Annotated in this window: 13 protein-coding genes; 5 read left to right on the top strand and 8 right to left on the bottom strand. The window is 67.6% G+C overall.

What is annotated here, in order from left to right:
- The first annotated feature begins 113 nt into the window (after window positions 1-113).
- The 5 genes from DTA22_RS16505 (at window position 114) to DTA22_RS16485 (ending at window position 9,107) form a co-directional block, all read left to right on the top strand.
- Window positions 114-1,631 carry an NCS1 family nucleobase:cation symporter-1 gene (locus DTA22_RS16505; protein ID WP_112300137.1) on the top strand — a complete coding sequence of 506 codons (1,518 nt, stop codon included), beginning with the start codon at window positions 114-116 and terminating at the stop codon, window positions 1,629-1,631.
- 12 nt (window positions 1,632-1,643) lie between these two features.
- Window positions 1,644-2,372 carry an aspartate/glutamate racemase family protein gene (locus tag DTA22_RS16500; protein ID WP_112300136.1) on the top strand — a complete coding sequence of 243 codons (729 nt, stop codon included), beginning with the start codon at window positions 1,644-1,646 and terminating at the stop codon, window positions 2,370-2,372.
- Window positions 2,373-2,456: 84 nt separating this feature from the next.
- On the top strand, window positions 2,457-5,297 hold the full coding sequence (gene aceE / locus DTA22_RS16495; RefSeq protein WP_112300135.1) for a pyruvate dehydrogenase (acetyl-transferring), homodimeric type: 2,841 nt from the start codon (window positions 2,457-2,459) through the stop codon (window positions 5,295-5,297).
- Window positions 5,298-5,315: 18 nt separating this feature from the next.
- Window positions 5,316-6,788 (top strand): pyruvate kinase, encoded by a 1,473-nt coding sequence (pyk, locus tag DTA22_RS16490; protein WP_052032816.1) that lies wholly within the window; start codon window positions 5,316-5,318, stop codon window positions 6,786-6,788.
- A gap of 135 nt (window positions 6,789-6,923) precedes the next feature.
- Window positions 6,924-9,107: a malate synthase G gene (locus DTA22_RS16485; protein ID WP_112300134.1), complete on the top strand. Its 2,184-nt coding sequence runs from the start codon at window positions 6,924-6,926 to the stop codon at window positions 9,105-9,107.
- A gap of 58 nt (window positions 9,108-9,165) precedes the next feature.
- Here the strand turns inward: DTA22_RS16485 and DTA22_RS16480 are convergent, their stop codons facing one another.
- The 8 genes from DTA22_RS16480 to DTA22_RS16445 form a co-directional block, all read right to left on the bottom strand.
- Window positions 9,166-9,903 carry an anti-sigma factor gene (locus tag DTA22_RS16480; protein ID WP_112300133.1) on the bottom strand — a complete coding sequence of 246 codons (738 nt, stop codon included), beginning with the start codon at window positions 9,901-9,903 and terminating at the stop codon, window positions 9,166-9,168.
- Window positions 9,896-10,474: a sigma-70 family RNA polymerase sigma factor gene (locus tag DTA22_RS16475; RefSeq protein WP_005259110.1), complete on the bottom strand. Its 579-nt coding sequence runs from the start codon at window positions 10,472-10,474 to the stop codon at window positions 9,896-9,898. The genes DTA22_RS16480 and DTA22_RS16475 overlap by 8 nt, the downstream gene beginning before the upstream one ends.
- 98 nt (window positions 10,475-10,572) lie before the next feature.
- Window positions 10,573-11,373, bottom strand: a complete 801-nt coding sequence (locus tag DTA22_RS16470; RefSeq protein WP_112300132.1) for a DUF1295 domain-containing protein — start codon at window positions 11,371-11,373, stop codon at window positions 10,573-10,575.
- Window positions 11,370-12,680 carry a class I SAM-dependent methyltransferase gene (locus tag DTA22_RS16465; RefSeq protein WP_112300131.1) on the bottom strand — a complete coding sequence of 437 codons (1,311 nt, stop codon included), beginning with the start codon at window positions 12,678-12,680 and terminating at the stop codon, window positions 11,370-11,372. The genes DTA22_RS16470 and DTA22_RS16465 overlap by 4 nt, the downstream gene beginning before the upstream one ends.
- Complete coding sequence (locus DTA22_RS16460; protein WP_112300130.1) at window positions 12,677-14,059, bottom strand: class I SAM-dependent methyltransferase; 1,383 nt, start codon at window positions 14,057-14,059, stop codon at window positions 12,677-12,679. Before DTA22_RS16460 ends, DTA22_RS16465 begins: the two co-directional genes overlap by 4 nt.
- On the bottom strand, window positions 14,056-14,787 hold the full coding sequence (locus DTA22_RS16455) for a DUF1365 domain-containing protein (RefSeq protein ID WP_112300129.1): 732 nt from the start codon (window positions 14,785-14,787) through the stop codon (window positions 14,056-14,058). Before DTA22_RS16455 ends, DTA22_RS16460 begins: the two co-directional genes overlap by 4 nt.
- Window positions 14,784-16,124, bottom strand: coding sequence for an NAD(P)/FAD-dependent oxidoreductase (locus tag DTA22_RS16450; protein ID WP_112300128.1), 1,341 nt, complete (start codon window positions 16,122-16,124; stop codon window positions 14,784-14,786). The genes DTA22_RS16455 and DTA22_RS16450 overlap by 4 nt, the downstream gene beginning before the upstream one ends.
- Entirely contained in the window at window positions 16,117-16,764 is a 648-nt protein-coding gene (locus tag DTA22_RS16445; RefSeq protein ID WP_112300127.1) for an alpha/beta hydrolase family protein, read from the bottom strand. The genes DTA22_RS16450 and DTA22_RS16445 overlap by 8 nt, the downstream gene beginning before the upstream one ends.
- Window positions 16,765-16,866 lie beyond the last annotated feature (102 nt).

Below are 16,866 nucleotides of genomic sequence, written 5' to 3'. Positions count from 1 at the left end.
ATCCTGCGGAAATCATTGACCGGCCAGTGTTGCCTGGCTCACACTTGGAGGGACCAATGGAACAAGATTTCCGCGATACGGAATATTGTTCGCCGCCACGCAAGGACAGGCACATGCTCATAGACGACACAGTCTCGCGGCACACCACCACCGTCGCGACACCGACGCCGCCAGCGGCCGAGACGAGTACCACACTCTACAACCTGGACCTGGCACCCACGAAGGCCTCGGGTCGCCGCTGGGGTAGCTACAGCATCTTCACGCTGTGGACCAACGACGTCCACAACATCGCCAACTACTCGTTCGCCATCGGCCTGTTCGCGCTCGGGCTGGGCGGCGGCCACATGATCCTGTCGCTCATGATCGGTGCGGTCATCGTCTGCGTCGCGATGACCTACGCCGGGTTCATGGGCCAGAAGACGGGCGTGCCCTTCCCCGTGATGAGCCGGATCAGTTTCGGAATCCGCGGCGCCCAGATTCCCGCCATCGTCCGCGCGGTCATCGCGATCGTCTGGTTCGGAATCCAGACCTACCTCGCGTCGATCGTCTTCCGGATCTTCCTCGTCGCCGTGGCACCGTCGCTCGACCGCTTCGACCAGAACTCGATCCTCGGACTCTCCAGCCTCGGATGGATCTGCTTCATCGGGATCTGGGCGATCCAGATCGTCGTCCTCGTCTACGGAATGGAGGCCGTGCGCCGATTCGAGAGCCTGGCCGGTCCGCTGATCCTGGTCACGGTCGGCTCGCTTGCCCTGTGGATGCTGTTCCGCACCGACTTCTCGATCGCGTGGACGTCCGATCAGCCCGCCTCGGGTGGGGAGATGTGGCGGCAGGTCTTCGCCGGGGCGGCCCTGTGGATGTCGATCTACGGCACCCTGATCCTCAACTTCTGCGACTTCTCGCGGCGCTCCCCGTCGAAGACCGCCGTCGTGCGCGGCAACTTCTGGGGTCTGTTCGTCAACGTCCTCGCGTTCGCCGTCATCGCGTTCATTCTGTGCGGCGCCCAGTTCCAGATCGACGGGACGATCATCGACAGCCCCACCGACATCGTCGCGGCAATCCCGAACACCCTGTTCCTGTCGCTGGCCTGCCTCGCCCTCGTGATCGTGACGATGGCCGTCAACGTCATGGCAAACTTCGTGGCACCGTCGTACGTGCTGTCGAACCTCGCCCCCGAGAAGATCAGCTTCCGCAAGGCAGGCATCATCAGCGCCTGCATCGGCGTGGTCCTGCTGCCGTGGAATCTCTACGACAGCCCGGTGGTGATCAACTACTTCCTCGGTGGCCTCGGTGCCGTCCTCGGCCCGCTGTTCGGCATCATCTTCGTCGACTACTGGTTCATCCGCCGCACGAAGGTCGACGTACCCGCCCTCTACTCGGACGGTCCGACCGGAACCTACTACTACCGCAAGGGATTCAACCTTCGGGCGATCTATGCCCTCGTTCCCGCCGCGCTCGTCAGCACCTTGTTCGCGGTCGTCCCGGCCTTCCATCTCGTCGCCCCGTTCTCCTGGTTCATCGGAGCGGGCCTGGCGGCAGCAATCTACGCGGTCGTCGGCGACCGCACCCGGCAGTACGTGGACGTGTCCGGCGAGTCCATCGCCGTGGACAGCGGCCACGGCGACCACTGACAGGAGCTTTCGATGCGTATTCTCGTCGTCAACGTCAACACCACCACGTCCATCACGGACGCCATCGCCAAGCAGGCCGAGACCGTGGCGGCACCCGGTACCGAGATCGTCGGGCTCACACCGGAGATCGGTGCGGAATCCGTGGAAGGAAACTTCGAAAGCTACCTCGCCGCGATCGCGGTGATGGACCGGGTGCGGTCGTACCCGGAACAGTACGACGCGGTGATCCAGGCCGGGTACGGCGAACACGGCCGGGAGGGCCTGCAGGAACTGCTCGACGTACCCGTCGTCGACATCACCGAGGCGTCCGCCAGTGTCGCAATGATGCTGGGACACAAGTACTCCGTGGTCACCACCCTCGACCGCACCGTACCGCTCATCGAAGACCGGCTCCGGCTCGCCGGCCTCGACGCCAAGTGTGCGAGTGTACGCGCGAGCGGTCTGCCCGTCCTCGCGCTGGAATCCGACCCCGAGGCCGCGATCGAGGCGATCGTCGACGAGGCCGAAGCTGCAGTGCGCGAAGACAAGGCCGAGGTGATCTGCCTCGGCTGCGGCGGAATGGCCGGCCTCGACGACCGAATCCGTGAGCGCACCGGCGTTCCGGTGGTCGACGGCGTCAGTGCGGCTGTCAAATTGGCGGAATCTCTTGTAGGGTTGGGACTCTCGACCTCGAAGGTGCGCACCTACGCGCCCCCACGTCCCAAGCAGATCACAGGATGGCCGCTCGCGAAACCGCGGTAGTCACCTGTGCAGTGAGTCGCACAGCGTCGTCCTCACCCCGGACGGCCACCACGGCGCCCTATCCCGCGCCCGCAACGATGGAGTATCCCTTTGCTCGAACAGACCACGACCTCCGTAGACCCCGGCCGCGCCGGTTCGGTTCGCGTCATCCGTGAGGGTGTTGCGTCTTATCTGCCGGATATCGACCCGGACGAGACCACGGAGTGGTTGGAATCGTTCGACGGACTGTTGGACCGGTCCGGACCGACCCGTGCCCGGTATCTGATGTTGCGGATGCTCGAGCGGGCCGGGGAGAAGCACGTCGCTTTGCCGGCGTTGACGTCGACCGATTATGTGAACACCATCCCGACGGAGAACGAGCCGTGGTTCCCCGGCGACGAGGAGACCGAGCGCCGGTACCGGGCGTTCATCCGGTGGAACGCGGCGGTGATGGTGACCCGTGCGCAACGGCCGGGGGTCGGGGTCGGTGGCCACATCTCGACGTATGCGTCGTCGGCCGCGCTGTACGAGGTGGGGTTCAACCACTTCTTCCGCGGCAAGGACCATCCCGGGGGTGGGGATCAGATCTTCATCCAGGGCCACGCCTCGCCGGGCATCTATGCCCGCGCCTTTTTGGAGGGGCGGATCCCGGCGGAGCGGATGGACGGGTTCCGGCAGGAGCACTCGCACGCCGATCAGGGCGGCGGGTTGCCGTCGTACCCGCACCCCCGGCTGCTGCCGGATTTCTGGGAGTTCCCGACCGTGTCGATGGGGTTGGGCCCGATGAACGCGATCTACCAGGCCCGGTTCAACCACTACCTGCACGACCGCGGCATCAAGGACACCGCCGATCAGCACGTGTGGGCGTTCCTCGGGGACGGGGAGATGGACGAACCGGAATCGCGGGGTCTGGCGCATGTGGCGGCCACCGAAGGTCTGGACAATTTGACGTTCGTGGTGAACTGCAACCTGCAACGCCTCGACGGCCCGGTCCGCGGCAACGGCAAGATCATCCAGGAGCTGGAGTCGTTCTTCCGCGGCGCCGGCTGGAACGTGATCAAGGTGGTCTGGGGCCGCGAGTGGGACGCGTTGTTGCACGCGGACCGGGACGGTGCCCTGGTCAACCTGATGAACGTCACCCCGGACGGGGACTACCAAACGTATAAGGCCAACGACGGCGGGTACGTGCGGGAGCACTTCTTCGGGAGGGATCCGCGGACGAAGGAACTGGTCGCGAACCTGTCCGATCAGGACATCTGGAACCTCAAGCGCGGCGGCCACGACTACCGCAAGATCTATGCCGCGTACGCGGCGGCGATGGCGCACAAGGGGCAGCCGACGGTGATCCTGGCGCACACCATCAAGGGCTACACCCTGGGCAAGCACTTCGAGGGCCGCAACGCCACCCACCAGATGAAGAAGCTCACCCTGGATGATCTGAAGAATTTCCGGGACCTGCAGCGCATCCCGATCTCCGACGAAGAGTTGGAGAAGGACCCGAAGATGCCGCCGTACTACCACCCCGGCGCGGACGCCCCGGAAATCCGGTACATGCTCGACCGGCGGAAGGCGTTGGGTGGGTTCCTGCCGCAGCGCCGCACCAGCCCGGCGCCGTTGCCGCAGCCGGCGGACTCGACCTACGACGTGGTCCGCAAGGGCTCCGGTAAGCAGCAGGTCGCGACCACCATGGCGTTGGTGCGGATCATGAAGGAGTTGTTGCGGGACAAGGAGATCGGCAAGCGGATCGTGCCGATCATCCCGGACGAGGCCCGCACCTTCGGGATGGACTCCTGGTTCCCGTCGCTGAAGATCTACAACCGCAACGGGCAGTTGTACACCGCGGTCGACGCCGATCTGATGCTGGCCTACAAGGAGTCGGAGATCGGGCAGATCCTGCACGAGGGCATCAACGAGGCCGGCTCGACCGCCTCGTTCACCGCGGTCGGCACCTCCTACGCCACCCACGGTGAGCCGATGATCCCGCTGTACATCTTCTACTCGATGTTCGGGTTCCAACGCACCGGCGACGGCCTGTGGGCGGCGGCGGATCAGATGGCCCGCGGCTTCGTCCTCGGCGCCACCGCCGGACGCACCACCCTCACCGGCGAGGGACTCCAGCACGCCGACGGGCACTCGCTGCTGCTGGCGTCGACGAACCCGGCCGCCGTCGCCTACGACCCGGCGTTCTCCTACGAGATCGCGCACATCGTCAAGGACGGGCTGCGCCGGATGTACGGCGGCACCGAGGGGGTCGACGGGTTCGGCGGCGAGGACATCTTCTACTACATCACCCTCTACAACGAGCCCTACACCCAGCCCGCCGAGCCCGCCGACCTGAACGTCGAGGGCCTGCTCAAGGGCATGTACCTGTTCAAGAAGTCCGAGGCATCCGGCGGCTCCGCGCCAGAAAATGGGCACTCCGCAGGCTCCGCGCCTAGGGCCCAGATCCTGGTCTCCGGTGTCACCATGCCCGAGGGCCTACGCGCCCAGCAGCTGCTCGCCGACGACTGGGGCGTTGCCGCGGACGTGTGGTCGGTCACCTCCTGGGGTGAGCTGCGCCGCGAGGGCATCGAACGGGAGCAGCAGGCGCTGCGCGACCCCGGCACCGACGCCCCGCTGCCGTACGTCACGCAGGCGTTGTCCGATGCCGCCGGCCCGTTCGTGGCGGCCTCGGACTGGATGCGCGCCGTCGCCGACCAGATCCGCCAGTGGGTCCCCGGCTCGTACACCACCCTCGGCACCGACGGGTTCGGGTTCTCCGACACCCGCCCCGCCGCCCGCCGGTACTTCAACGTCGACGCCGAATCCATCGTCGTCGCCGTGCTGTCCACCCTCGCCGGCGAAGGCACCCTCGACCGCTCCAAGGCCGTCGAAGCCGCCAACCGGTACCGCATCGACGACGTCCGCGCCGCCGCCATCTCCTACGCCGACACCGGCAGCGCATAGAACGGAATCGAAAAACCGATGACAGCAACAGTTTCCGAACAACTCCTCACACCCGTCCGGGAGGCGCCCGCGTCGGCGAGGCGCGCGAAGATCGTGTGCACCCTCGGGCCCGCGACGGCAACCGGCGACCGCATACGCGAACTCGTCGACTGCGGAATGGACATCGCACGGCTCAACTTCAGCCACGGCGAACATGCCGACCACGAGGAGAACTACCTCCGGGTGCGGGACGCGTCCGAACTCACCGGCCGGGCGGTCGGTGTTCTCGCCGACCTCCAGGGCCCGAAGATCAGGTTGGGGCGCTTCGCCGAAGGCAGCACCGTCTGGTCGGACGGCGACGTCGTGCGGATCACCGTCGACGAGTGCGACGGCACCCACGACCGGGTGTCGACCACCTACAAGCAACTGGCCGAGGACGCCGAGCCCGGTGACCGGTTGCTCGTCGACGACGGCAAGATCGGATTGGTCGTCACCGGCGTCGACGGCAACGACGTCGTGTGCCGGGTCACCGAGGGCGGCCCGGTCAGCAACAACAAGGGTGTGTCCCTGCCGGGGATGAACGTGTCGGTTCCCGCCCTGTCGGACAAGGACATCGCCGATCTCGAGTTCGCGCTGCGTCTCGGTGTCGACCTCATCGCCCTGTCGTTCGTGCGATCGGCGGCAGACATCGAACTCGTCCATGCCGTGATGGACCGGGTCGGCCGCCGGGTCCCCGTGATCGCGAAGCTCGAGAAACCGGAGGCGATCGACAACCTCGAGGCGATCGTGCTGGCGTTCGACGCTGTGATGGTCGCCCGGGGCGATCTGGGCGTCGAACTTCCCCTCGAACAGGTGCCGCTCGCGCAGAAACGGGCCATCCAGGTCGCCCGCGAGAACGCGAAGCCGGTGATCGTCGCGACGCAGATGCTCGAGTCGATGATCGAGAACTCGCGGCCCACCCGCGCCGAGGCGTCCGACGTGGCCAACGCCGTCCTCGACGGCGCCGACGCCGTCATGCTGTCGGGTGAAACGTCCGTCGGGAAGCACGTGATGGAGACGGTCCGCACCATGGGCCGGATCATCAGTGCCGTGGAGGAGAAGTCCACGCACGTTCCGCCGCTGGCGCACGTGCCCCGCACGAAGGGCGGTGTGCTGTCCTACGCGGCGCGCGACATCGGGGAACGATTGGGCGCCGCGGCGCTCGTCGCGTTCACCCAATCCGGGGACACCGTGCGGCGGCTCGCGCGGCTGCACACTCCGCTGCCGTTGCTGGCGTTCACCCCGCTCCCGGCGGTGCGCGCTCAACTCGCGCTGACGTGGGGCACCGAGACGTTCCTCGTCGACCCCGTGGAGTCGACCGACCAGATGATCCACCAGGTCGACCACGCGCTCCTCGGCCTGGGCCGGTACCAGCGGGGCGACCTCGTGGTCATCGTCGCGGGATCGCCTCCGGGCACCGTCGGCTCGACCAACCTGATCCACGTCCACCGCATCGGCGACGAAGACCACTGATCGGATGTGACGCCGTAACCGTACGCCCGTCCGCTATTGACAGAACTCGATGGACACGGTTTTCTTAATGTCAAGATACGAAACTGTGTTTTCGCATCGTGGAAGTTTTGCCAAGTGCGGAAGGTGAGTCATTTCATGACTGAGCGTGTTGAGGTCGGCGGTCTGCAGGTCGCGAAGGTGCTCTACGACTTCGTGAACGAGGAGGCACTGCCCGGGACCGGGGTGTCGGTGGACGGGTTCTGGTCGGGTGCGGCCAAGGTGATCGGGGATCTGGCGCCGAAGAACCAGGCGCTGCTCGCCACCCGCGACGACCTGCAGGCCCGGATCGACGCCTGGCACCGGGACCGGGCCGGCACCGCGATCGACCCGGCCGAGTACACGGCGTTCCTCACCGAGATCGGGTACCTGGTGCCCGAACCGGCCCCGTTCGCGGTGTCCACGGCGAACGTGGACACCGAGATCACCGCCACCGCCGGCCCGCAGCTGGTGGTCCCGGTCCTCAACGCCCGCTTCGCGCTGAACGCCTCCAACGCCCGCTGGGGGTCGCTGTACGACGCCCTGTACGGCACCAACGCCATCCCCGACGACGGCGGCGCGGAGGCGGGCGACACCTACAACAAGGTCCGCGGCGACAGGGTCATCGCCTGGGCCCGGCAGTTCCTCGACACCGCCGCCCCCCTCGCGCAGGGGTCGCACGCCGACGCCGCCCGCTACACCGTCGACGGCACCGCCCTGCGGGTGCAGCTCGCCGACGGCACGATCACCACCCTCGCCGAGCCGGGCAAGTTCGTCGGCTACCTCGGCGCCCCCGACGCCCCGACCGGTGTGCTGCTGCGCAATCACGGGTTGCACGCGGAAATCCAGATCGACCCCACCTCCCCGATCGGCCGGACGGACGCGGCCGGGGTCAAGGATGTGGTGCTCGAGTCCGCGGTCACCACCATCATGGACTTCGAGGACTCCGTCGCCGCCGTCGACGCCGACGACAAGGTGATCGGCTACCGCAACTGGCTCGGACTCAACCGCGGCGACCTGGCCGAGGAGATGACCAAGGGCGGGAAGGCGTTCACCCGCCGCCTCAACGGCGACCGCACCTACACCGCCCCGGACGGGTCCGAACTGACCCTGCACGGGCGGTCGCTGCTGTTCGTCCGCAACGTCGGCCATCTGATGACCACCCCGGCGATCCTGCACCCGGACGGCACCGAAATCCCCGAGGGCATCCTCGACGCCCTGATCACCTCCCTGTGCGCCGTCCACGGGCTCGGCACCTCCGAGGCGACCGGCCCGCTGGTCAACTCCCGCACCGGGTCGATCTACATCGTCAAACCCAAGCAGCACGGACCCGACGAGGTCGCGTTCACCACCGAACTGTTCGGCCGCGTCGAGCAGGTGTTGGGATTGCCCGCCAACACCCTCAAGGTCGGCATCATGGACGAGGAACGCCGCACCACCGTCAACCTCGCCGCCTGCATCCGGGAGGCGTCGGAGCGGGTGGTGTTCATCAACACCGGGTTCCTCGACCGCACCGGCGACGAGATCCACACCTCGATGGAGGCCGGGCCGATGATCCGCAAGGCCGAGATGAAGAAGCAGACCTGGATCACCGCCTACGAGGACTGGAACGTCGACGTCGGCCTGGCGTGCGGGTTGCAGGGGCGGGCGCAGATCGGCAAGGGCATGTGGGCGATGACCGAGCTGATGGCCGAGATGCTCGAGCAGAAGATCGGCCACCCCAAGGCCGGCGCGAACACCGCGTGGGTGCCGTCCCCGACCGGGGCCACCCTGCACGCCACCCACTACCACCAGGTCGACGTGGTCGCCGTCCAGAACCGGCTGACCGGCACCCGGCGGGCCACCCTCGACGAGATCCTCACCATCCCCCTCGCCCCGAACACCGACTGGTCCGAGGCCGAGAAGCAGGAAGAACTCGACAACAACTGCCAGTCCATCCTCGGGTACGTGGTCCGCTGGATCGACGCCGGCGTCGGCTGCTCCAAGGTCCCCGACATCCACGACGTCGCCCTGATGGAGGACCGCGCCACCCTCCGCATCTCCTCCCAGCTGCTGGCGAACTGGATCCGGCACGGCGTGGTCACCGCCGACCAGGTGGTGCAGTCGCTGCAACGGATGGCCCCCGTCGTGGACCGGCAGAACCAGAACGACCCCACCTACCGGCCGCTGGCCCCGGACTTCGACACCAACATCGCCTTCCAAGCCGCCAAGGAACTCATCCTCGACGGCACCCACCAGCCCTCCGGCTACACCGAACCGATCCTGCACCGCCGCCGCCGCGAATACAAAGCCGCCAACGCCTGACCGAAAGCCCCCCACGTGAGTGGCGAAGCGTGCCCCGGCACACTTCGCCACTCACGTGTCAGGTGAGGTTCACCGTCGCGAAGATGTCGCCGGTCGGCTGGGTGGAACCGCCGGGCGGTTCCACACTGAATCCGAGCGCCGTGGACTGGTCGATGTCGTTCACGACCGCGGTGGTCGACGGCGACACGTCATCGGCTTCCATGATTCCGGCGGACACCGGTTCGTGCGACGGTCCGAGCAGCCACATCTGATAGACGGAACCGGACTCGGGCGGTGGGACGTCGTTCATCACCAGCACGCCGGCGTCGACGTCCTTGGAGTACACGACGGTGGCCGAACCGCCACCGGCGATCGGTGCCACCGCCGTGCGGACGTCGTCGGCGGCGAGGATCTGCGCGGGCACGGGTTGGCCGTCCTCGCTCTGCAACTGCTGAGCGACGGTGATGCCACCCACGGCGAGGACGATCACCGCGGCCGCCGCACTCAGGGCTGCCACGAGACGCCTGCGCTTGCGCGCACGAACCTCGTCCAGCGCTATCGGTGCGGGCGCAGCGGCAGTGCCGGGCAACGCATCGAGGATGCGCCCGAGCAGGTAGTCGGGCGGCTCGACCGCGGTGGACGCGGACTGGGCGGCCATCGTCTCGTGCACGCCGCGGACGGCGGTGTCGAATTCGAGGCGGACGTCGGGCGGTGCGCTCTGGACCGCGGTGTCGATCTCGCGGCGCTGCTGATCGTCGACGGCGTCGAGGGCGTACACCTGAGCGAGGTCGAGGATGTCGTGCTGGGACTCATCCATCGAACTGCACCCCCAGACATTGCTTGAGCCTGATCAATCCGTCTCGAATTCGTGACTTCACCGTGGGAAGCGCAACCGACAGCCGTTCCGACACCTCTCGGTACGTCAGCCCCCCGTAATAGGCGAGGACCACGGTTCTCTGCTGGACTTCGGTGAGCGTGCCGAGGCAGTCGACGACGTCGCTGGTGTCGCCGCGTCGGGTGACCTCTTCCGACACCGCGTCGAACGGTCCGTACCAACTCGAGGCGCCGTAGGCGGCTTCCCGTTCGGTGCCGGACTGCTCCGACCGCACCCGGTCGACGGCACGGCGATGGGCGAGGGTGATCAGCCACGACAGCGGCGACCCCTGCTTCGGATCGAATTTCTCCGCGTTGTTCCAGACCTGCAGGTACACCTCTTGGGTGGTTTCCTCGCTGTATCCGGGATCGCGCAGGACCCGCAGCACCATGCCGTACACCCGCGCGCTGGTGCGTTCGTAGAAGTCGCTGAAGGCATCCCGCTCGCCCTGTGCGATACGCGCCAGCAACGCCGTCAGCGTCACGTTCTCCGTGTCCCTGTCGACACCGGTCATCGGCCCATTCCGTTCATCGATCCACAGCCTAATAGCAGGTTGCGGCCGGTGTGGCCACGATGGGACCCGACGGGGAGCGAGCGATGCCGGCATAGCGCTCACCGCTTCGGCGGCAAGGGGAGGAAGTAGCTGGTTCGCTGCTGGTATTCGGGGTAGCCGGGACGCTGCGACATTGACTTCTCGAGCAGCCTGGCCCCGGTCGCGAACACCAGGAAGTACGTCATGACCACGGGAGACAGCACGGTGACGGCGCCGGGCCACACGCTCGCCGCGATGAGCCACAGTCCCCACCACACGCAGGAATCGCCGAAGTAGTTCGGGTGCCGCGTCCACGCCCACAGGCCGGCGTCCATGATCTCGCCCTTGTTGGACGGGTCCGCCTTGAACGCCTTCAACTGGTGGTCGCCGACCGATTCGAACACGACGCCGACCACCCACAGGAGCACTCCGAGCACCCCGACGACCGTGCCGAGGCCGGATGCGGGACCGAGCACGGCCGACACCTGCAGCGGCAGCGAGACGAACCACTGCGCGAGTCCCTGGGTGAGAAAGATCTTCCTGACGACGACACCGGGCGAGTCGCCGCCGGCCCGGTCGAGCATCTCCACGTAGCGCGGGTCCTCGCCTTTGCCCGCGGACTTGGCGTACATGTGCCAGGTCAGTCGCAGACCCCACACGGCGACGAGCACCACCACCAGCCAGCGGCGCAGTGTGTCGCCGTCGCCGATGACGGCGGCCACGAGCGCCACCAGGACGAAACCGAGGCCCCAGGACACGTCGACGACGTTGTAGCGTCCGATCCGCCGGCCGACGAGGAACGTCGCGGCCTGGAGGACGGCGAGCACCAGAACGCTCGCCGCGGTGACGGCGCCGAAGTCCGACCAGTCGAATCCGTTCATCGGAGCACGTCGGATCCCGCGGAGTCGACCCGCACGGCAGGCATCAGCGACCGACCCGCGGCCGTCGGCTTCACGGCCAGGATCTGATCGACACCCATGCGGCCCTGCTCGAAGCTCATCCCGCCGCCGACGAGATACAGCCGCCACACCCGGGCCATCTCGAGCCCGACCATCTCGACGACGTCGTCCCAGCGGGACTCGAACTTCTCCAGCCAGGCGTCGACGGTCCAGACGTAATGCTCGCGAAGACCATGCACGTCGCGCACCTCGAGCCCGGCTCGTTCGAGGTACGCGACGCTCTCACCGACGGGACGCATGGTCATGTCGGGAGCTATGAACGACTCGATGAACGGGCCGCCGCCGGGATGGCGTCCGGTGCGCGACATCTGCTGGATCAGCACCCGCGCACCGGGCTTCGCGTTGTCGTAGAGGGCCTGCGCGTACCGGGCGTAGTTCTTCTCGCCCACGTGCTCACCCATTTCGAGGGAGGCGACGGCGTCGAACGGGCCGTCGGGGACCTCGCGGTAATCCTGCAGACGGATCTCGACGCGGTCCTGCAACCCTCGCTCGGCGATCCGCTTGTCGATGAACGTCTTCTGCTCGCGGGAGATGGTGACACCGACCACCTGTGCGTCGTAGGCGGCTGCGGCGTGGAGGCTCAGCGATCCCCAGCCGCAACCGACGTCGAGCAGTCGCATGCCCGGTTCGAGTCCGATCTTGCGGCACACCAGGTCGAGCTTGTCCCGCTGGGCGTCCTCGAGTCCGTAGTCCGAATCCTGCGGCGTTCCCGGCGCATTCCGGGTGAAGTAGGCGCACGAGTAGGCCATCTGCGGGTCGAGGATCAGGGCGTAGAAATCGTTGGACAGGTCGTAGTGGTGACTGATCGCGGCGCGGTCACGCAGCAGGCTGTGCAGCCGTCCGCGGATGTTCGCCTGCGTGGCAGGCGCGGGGAGCGGTCCGCCCGCGACCCCCAGCTTCGCGGCGACACGCAGCACCTTCGCAACCGTCGACGGGCTCGGCCGGACTCCGCCGAGCCCTCGCTCGCGGGCCACCGCCCACACGTGTGCCAGGGCCTCGCCCAGGTCGCCCTCGACGTCGATCTCACCCGTCACGTAGGCCTGCGCGGCCCCGAGTTCGCCGGGGTTCCACAGCAATCGGCGCAGGGCGTCCGGGCTGCGCAGCACCACCTTCGGCGCCGTGACCGGGCCTGCGGTGCTGCCGTCCCACGCGGTCAGATGCACGGGCAGTTCGCCGCGGACGAGCGGACGCAACGCCTTGTCGAGTTCGGCGGCAACGGTCACGGTCATGCTCCCGTCTTGTCGAGGACGAGCTGCTGGACGTCGATGTAGCCGGAGCGGAACCCGGCCTCCGAGTAGCAGAGGTAGAAATGCCACATGCGGCGGAAGGTCTCGTCGAATCCGAGTGCCTCGGCCTGCGCGCTGTGCGCGGCGAACCGTTCCTTCCACAGGCGCAGCGTCTCCGCGTAGTGCTGTCCCATGCTCAGGCGTTCCCGCACCCGTAGTGCGGTGTGTTCGGCGGTGATCGATTCGATCGCCTCGGTCGACGGGAGGAACCCGCCCGGGAAGATGTACTTGTGCACCCAGGTGTAGGTGTTGCGGGTCTGCAGCATCCGATCGTGCGGCATGGTGATCGCCTGCAGCGCAACCTTTCCGCCCGGTGCGAGAAGCTTGTCGAGCACCCGGAAGTAGGTGGCCCAGTACTGATGTCCGACGGCCTCGATCATCTCGACGGACACGATGGCGTCGTACTCGCCGTCCACGTTGCGGTAGTCGAGCAGGTCGATCTGCACGGACTCCGAGTGTCCGGCCTCGGCGACGCGCAGACGGGCCAGGCTCTGCTGTTCGCTGGACAGAGTCACCGAACGGACCACGGCACCGCGTTCCGCCGCCCGGATGCACAGTTCTCCCCAGCCCGTCCCGACCTCGAGCAGCCTGGTGCCCGCACCGACGCCGGCCTCGTCGAGCAGCCGATCGATCTTGCGGCGCTGCGCGTCCGCGAAGTCCTCCCACTTCGGGCTGATCTGTGGGACGGGTGCCCGCAGGACCGTCACGTCCCGGACCTGCCCCACGCGGGTCGGGGTCGACGAGAACAGTGCGCTCGAGTACGTCAGCGTCTCGTCGAGGAATGTCTCGAACATCTCGTTGGACAGGTCGTAGTGCCGGGAGATGTTGGAGCGGGTGTTCTGCTCGGTGTTGCGTTCCTGGGCGGGATGTTTGGCGACGTAGAGTGCGCGCAACCGTTGCAGCGGGCGGGGAATGAGGGTCGCCATCCGTGAGGCGAACACGCTCAGCACCGCGGCCAGATCCGGCGACGTCCAATCGCCGGCCATGTAGGACTCGCCGAAGCCGATGAGGCCGCTCGTCCCGACCCGCCGGGCGAACGCGTCGGGATTCCGGATGATCATGCGCGGCAGGATTTCCTGCTCCCGGCGTGCCCCCACCAGGGTGCCGTCGGGGTACTCGATGCGGACGTCGAGGTCGGCGGCCGCGCGGCGGAACAGGCGGTCGGCGACCTTCGCCGACACCGAGGCGCGCGCACCGGTCGGCACGTCGGCCAGCCCGGGCCAGATCCGGTTGTCGATCCGCGGATCCTCGCCGGTGAACGCGAGGTCGGCGGTACTCAGGGCGGGCGATCCGTCCATGTCGGTGTCCTTGTTCCTTCTCACTGAACTGTCTCCTTCTGCCGGCCGTCGGGCCGGGCCGTGACGGGGAGTCCACGGGCCCACAAAGTGATTCCCTGGATGCGAATGCGAGCCGACACCACGAGAGGTGCCAGGGGAGTGCGTAGTTGAGTTCTCAGGACCGTGCGGCGGGTGGCCGGCTGCCGCGTCCCCCGCACCGTCGCGGTGAACGGGGCGTGCCCGTCCCGGTGGAGCACCACGTTCAGGGAGAGCGTGTCGCCGGGCTCGGGAAACCGCATCTCGTAACGGCCGCTCACGTCGTTGAACGGTGAGACGTAGAACTGCTTGTCCACCTCGGCGCGGTCGTTGCCGTCGGGCCGGATCAGGTAGCTGTGCCGCTGATCATAGGTGTTGTGCACCTCGGCGATCACACAGCGGAGGCCGCCGTCGATGTCGTGGCACCAGTACACGCTGAGCGGGTTGAACACGTAGCCGAGCACCCGCGCGTTGAGTAGCGCCGTCACCGTGCCACCGCGCAGGTCGACTCCGTGGGTGGCGAGGAACGCATCCACCCTGGCGCGCAGCGTGTCCGCGCCGGCGCCGGGGCCCATTTCGAAGTGGTCCTCGGCGCGGAAGCGGGCGAACGGACCGAGCCAGCCGGGAAGGTCGTCGACGTCGACGTACCAGCTGTAGCTCGAATACTCGAAACTGTTGCGGACCGGTTCGGTGCGCGCGTGCCGGATCGTCGTCGAGTAGATCGCCGGCGCGGTCACGACACCGTCTCCCGTTCGCGGTGTCGTCCGGTGTGCGTGTCCCACGATCCGCCGATCCGTTCGGCGGCGCGCAGACCCGAGAGCGCCCCGTCCTCGTGGAACCCCCAGCCGTGGTAGGCGCCCGCGAAAGCGAAGGTGCCGGAACCGAGTTCGCGCAACCGCGACTGCGCGGCCACGGAATCGGGGGTGTAGACGGGGTGCTCGTACGTCATCTCGGTGACGACCTTCGACGGGTCGACGAGGTGCTTCCCGCCGAGTGTGACGAGGAACCGCCGGTCGCGCACGGTATCCAGGCGCATGAGCCGGGTCATGTCGTAGGTGACGATCACGCCGGTCGCGTCCGTGCCGTCGGCGGGAGTCAGGTAGTTCCAGGAGGCCCGGGCGTTCTCCGCGCGGGGGAGCAGCGACTCGTCGGTGTGCAGCTGAGCGTGATTCACCGAGTACGGCATATCACCCAGGATCTCGGTCTCGAGGTCCGAGGCGTCGCCGAGCACGGCGAGCGCCTGACGGGGGTGAACGGCCACCACCACGGCGTCGAAGTACCGCACGTCGCCGCGGCCGTCGACGATGCACGCGCCGCCGTCCGGGGTGCGTTCCACCTGCTGGACGGGGGTGTCGAGAAGTATCTCGTCGAGGTGTGCCGCCACCTTCTCGACGTAGCGGGCGGAGCCGCCGGTCACGGTGCGCCAGGTGGGTGACCCGAAGACGGTGAGCATTCCGTGGTGCTCGAGAAACGTGAACAGGTAGCGGGCCGGGTAGTGCTCGGCCGTCGTGGGGTCACACGACCACACCGCCGCGACGAGCGGAGTCATGAAATGCTCGACGAAGTACGGGCTGAAACCGTTGCGGCTCAGGAACTCGCCCAGCGGTTCCCGCGCGCCGACGTCGTCGGCGGGAGCGTCGAGCACGGTGCGGGCGCAACGGTGGAACCGGAGGACCTCGCCGAGCATCCGCCAGTACCGCGGCCGGGCCAGGGTGCGCGCGGTGGGGAACAGCCCGCGGATCCCCTTCGCGCCTGCATATTCGAGCCCGCTCGCATCGGATCGGATCGACATCGACATGTCCGAATCCTGGGTGGCCACGTCGAGTTCGGCGAACAGGCGCAGCAGGGTGGGGTAGGTGCGGTCGTTGTGCACGATGAAGCCCGTGTCGACGTCCACTTCTGCGCCCGAGTCGAGTGTCAGGTGGTGCGTGTGGGCGTGACCGCCGAGACGGGCGTCGGCCTCGTAGAGGGTGACACGGTCGTGGCGGGACAGAACGTAGGCGGCGGTCAGCCCTGCGACGCCGCTACCGATCACCGCGACGTTCCTGCGTTCGAGCTTCTCCGAATCATGCATGGCGACCTGCTTTCCGGTCAGTCGGTGCGGCGACGACACCTTCGGCAATGAAGGCGTCGAGAACGAAATCGGCGGTGATGCGATGCCACCGGCGAGGCCGGGTGAGCATGAAGTGTCCGGCTCCCGTCAGGGGAGTCCACGACGCGTTCACCCCACGAGCCAGCGCCTGCTCGGTCTGGACCCGGGAAGAGGTGGGATCCGTCCAGCGGTCGGCGGTTCCGTGCGCGACCATCAGGCTGCGGTCGGCGGGCACCAGTTCGCCGTCGGATTCGGGCCACCAGGGTGCGAGCGCGGCGATCGCCCGGACGTTGTCGAGGGCGGCGAGGTGAGCGGCGACGCGGCCGCCCATCGAATGCCCGACGACGGCGACGGGGACGTCCCCGAACCGCTGTCGGGCCCGCTCGAGAGCGACCCGGGCGTCGTGCACGGGGCTGGCCTCGGGGGCGTTCCATCCGCGGACCCGGTACTGCACGCGCTCCACGACGATTCCCTGCCTCCCGAGCGTGGACCGCAGAGACCAGGCCATCCAGGTCATGCGCAGATTCGACAGGTGCCAGAACCGCGAGGGTGCCTGACTGCGTGGTTTGCCGCCGGGCAGCACGAGCACGTACGCCGGGGCGGTGGGTGAGCCTTTCTCCATAACCGTTATTCGGAGCTGACTTTGCGCCGGATGGGCGGACCCGCACCCGCTCACGTGAGTGGCGAAGCGTGCCGGAGCACACCATGGCACTCACGTGGGGCA

Origin of the sequence: Rhodococcus wratislaviensis (genome assembly GCF_900455735.1) — a bacterium.
GTDB lineage: Bacteria > Actinomycetota > Actinomycetes > Mycobacteriales > Mycobacteriaceae > Rhodococcus_F > Rhodococcus_F wratislaviensis.
This window is presented reverse-complemented; position numbering and strand designations above follow the sequence as displayed.

What these genes read in the sequence shown, in the direction of transcription:
- DTA22_RS16465 (WP_112300131.1), bottom strand. Translation starts at nt 12,680, where the DNA reads ATGACCGTGACCGTTGCCGCCGAACTCGACAAGGCGTTGCGTCCGCTC.
- DTA22_RS16475 (WP_005259110.1), bottom strand. Translation starts at nt 10,474, where the DNA reads ATGACCGGTGTCGACAGGGACACGGAGAACGTGACGCTGACGGCGTTG.
- DTA22_RS16445 (WP_112300127.1), bottom strand. Translation starts at nt 16,764, where the DNA reads ATGGAGAAAGGCTCACCCACCGCCCCGGCGTACGTGCTCGTGCTGCCC.
- DTA22_RS16450 (WP_112300128.1), bottom strand. Translation starts at nt 16,124, where the DNA reads ATGCATGATTCGGAGAAGCTCGAACGCAGGAACGTCGCGGTGATCGGT.
- DTA22_RS16480 (WP_112300133.1), bottom strand. Translation starts at nt 9,903, where the DNA reads ATGGATGAGTCCCAGCACGACATCCTCGACCTCGCTCAGGTGTACGCC.
- DTA22_RS16485 (WP_112300134.1), top strand. Translation starts at nt 6,924, where the DNA reads ATGACTGAGCGTGTTGAGGTCGGCGGTCTGCAGGTCGCGAAGGTGCTC.
- DTA22_RS16505 (WP_112300137.1), top strand. Translation starts at nt 114, where the DNA reads ATGCTCATAGACGACACAGTCTCGCGGCACACCACCACCGTCGCGACA.
- DTA22_RS16500 (WP_112300136.1), top strand. Translation starts at nt 1,644, where the DNA reads ATGCGTATTCTCGTCGTCAACGTCAACACCACCACGTCCATCACGGAC.
- DTA22_RS16470 (WP_112300132.1), bottom strand. Translation starts at nt 11,373, where the DNA reads ATGAACGGATTCGACTGGTCGGACTTCGGCGCCGTCACCGCGGCGAGC.
- pyk (WP_052032816.1), top strand. Translation starts at nt 5,316, where the DNA reads ATGACAGCAACAGTTTCCGAACAACTCCTCACACCCGTCCGGGAGGCG.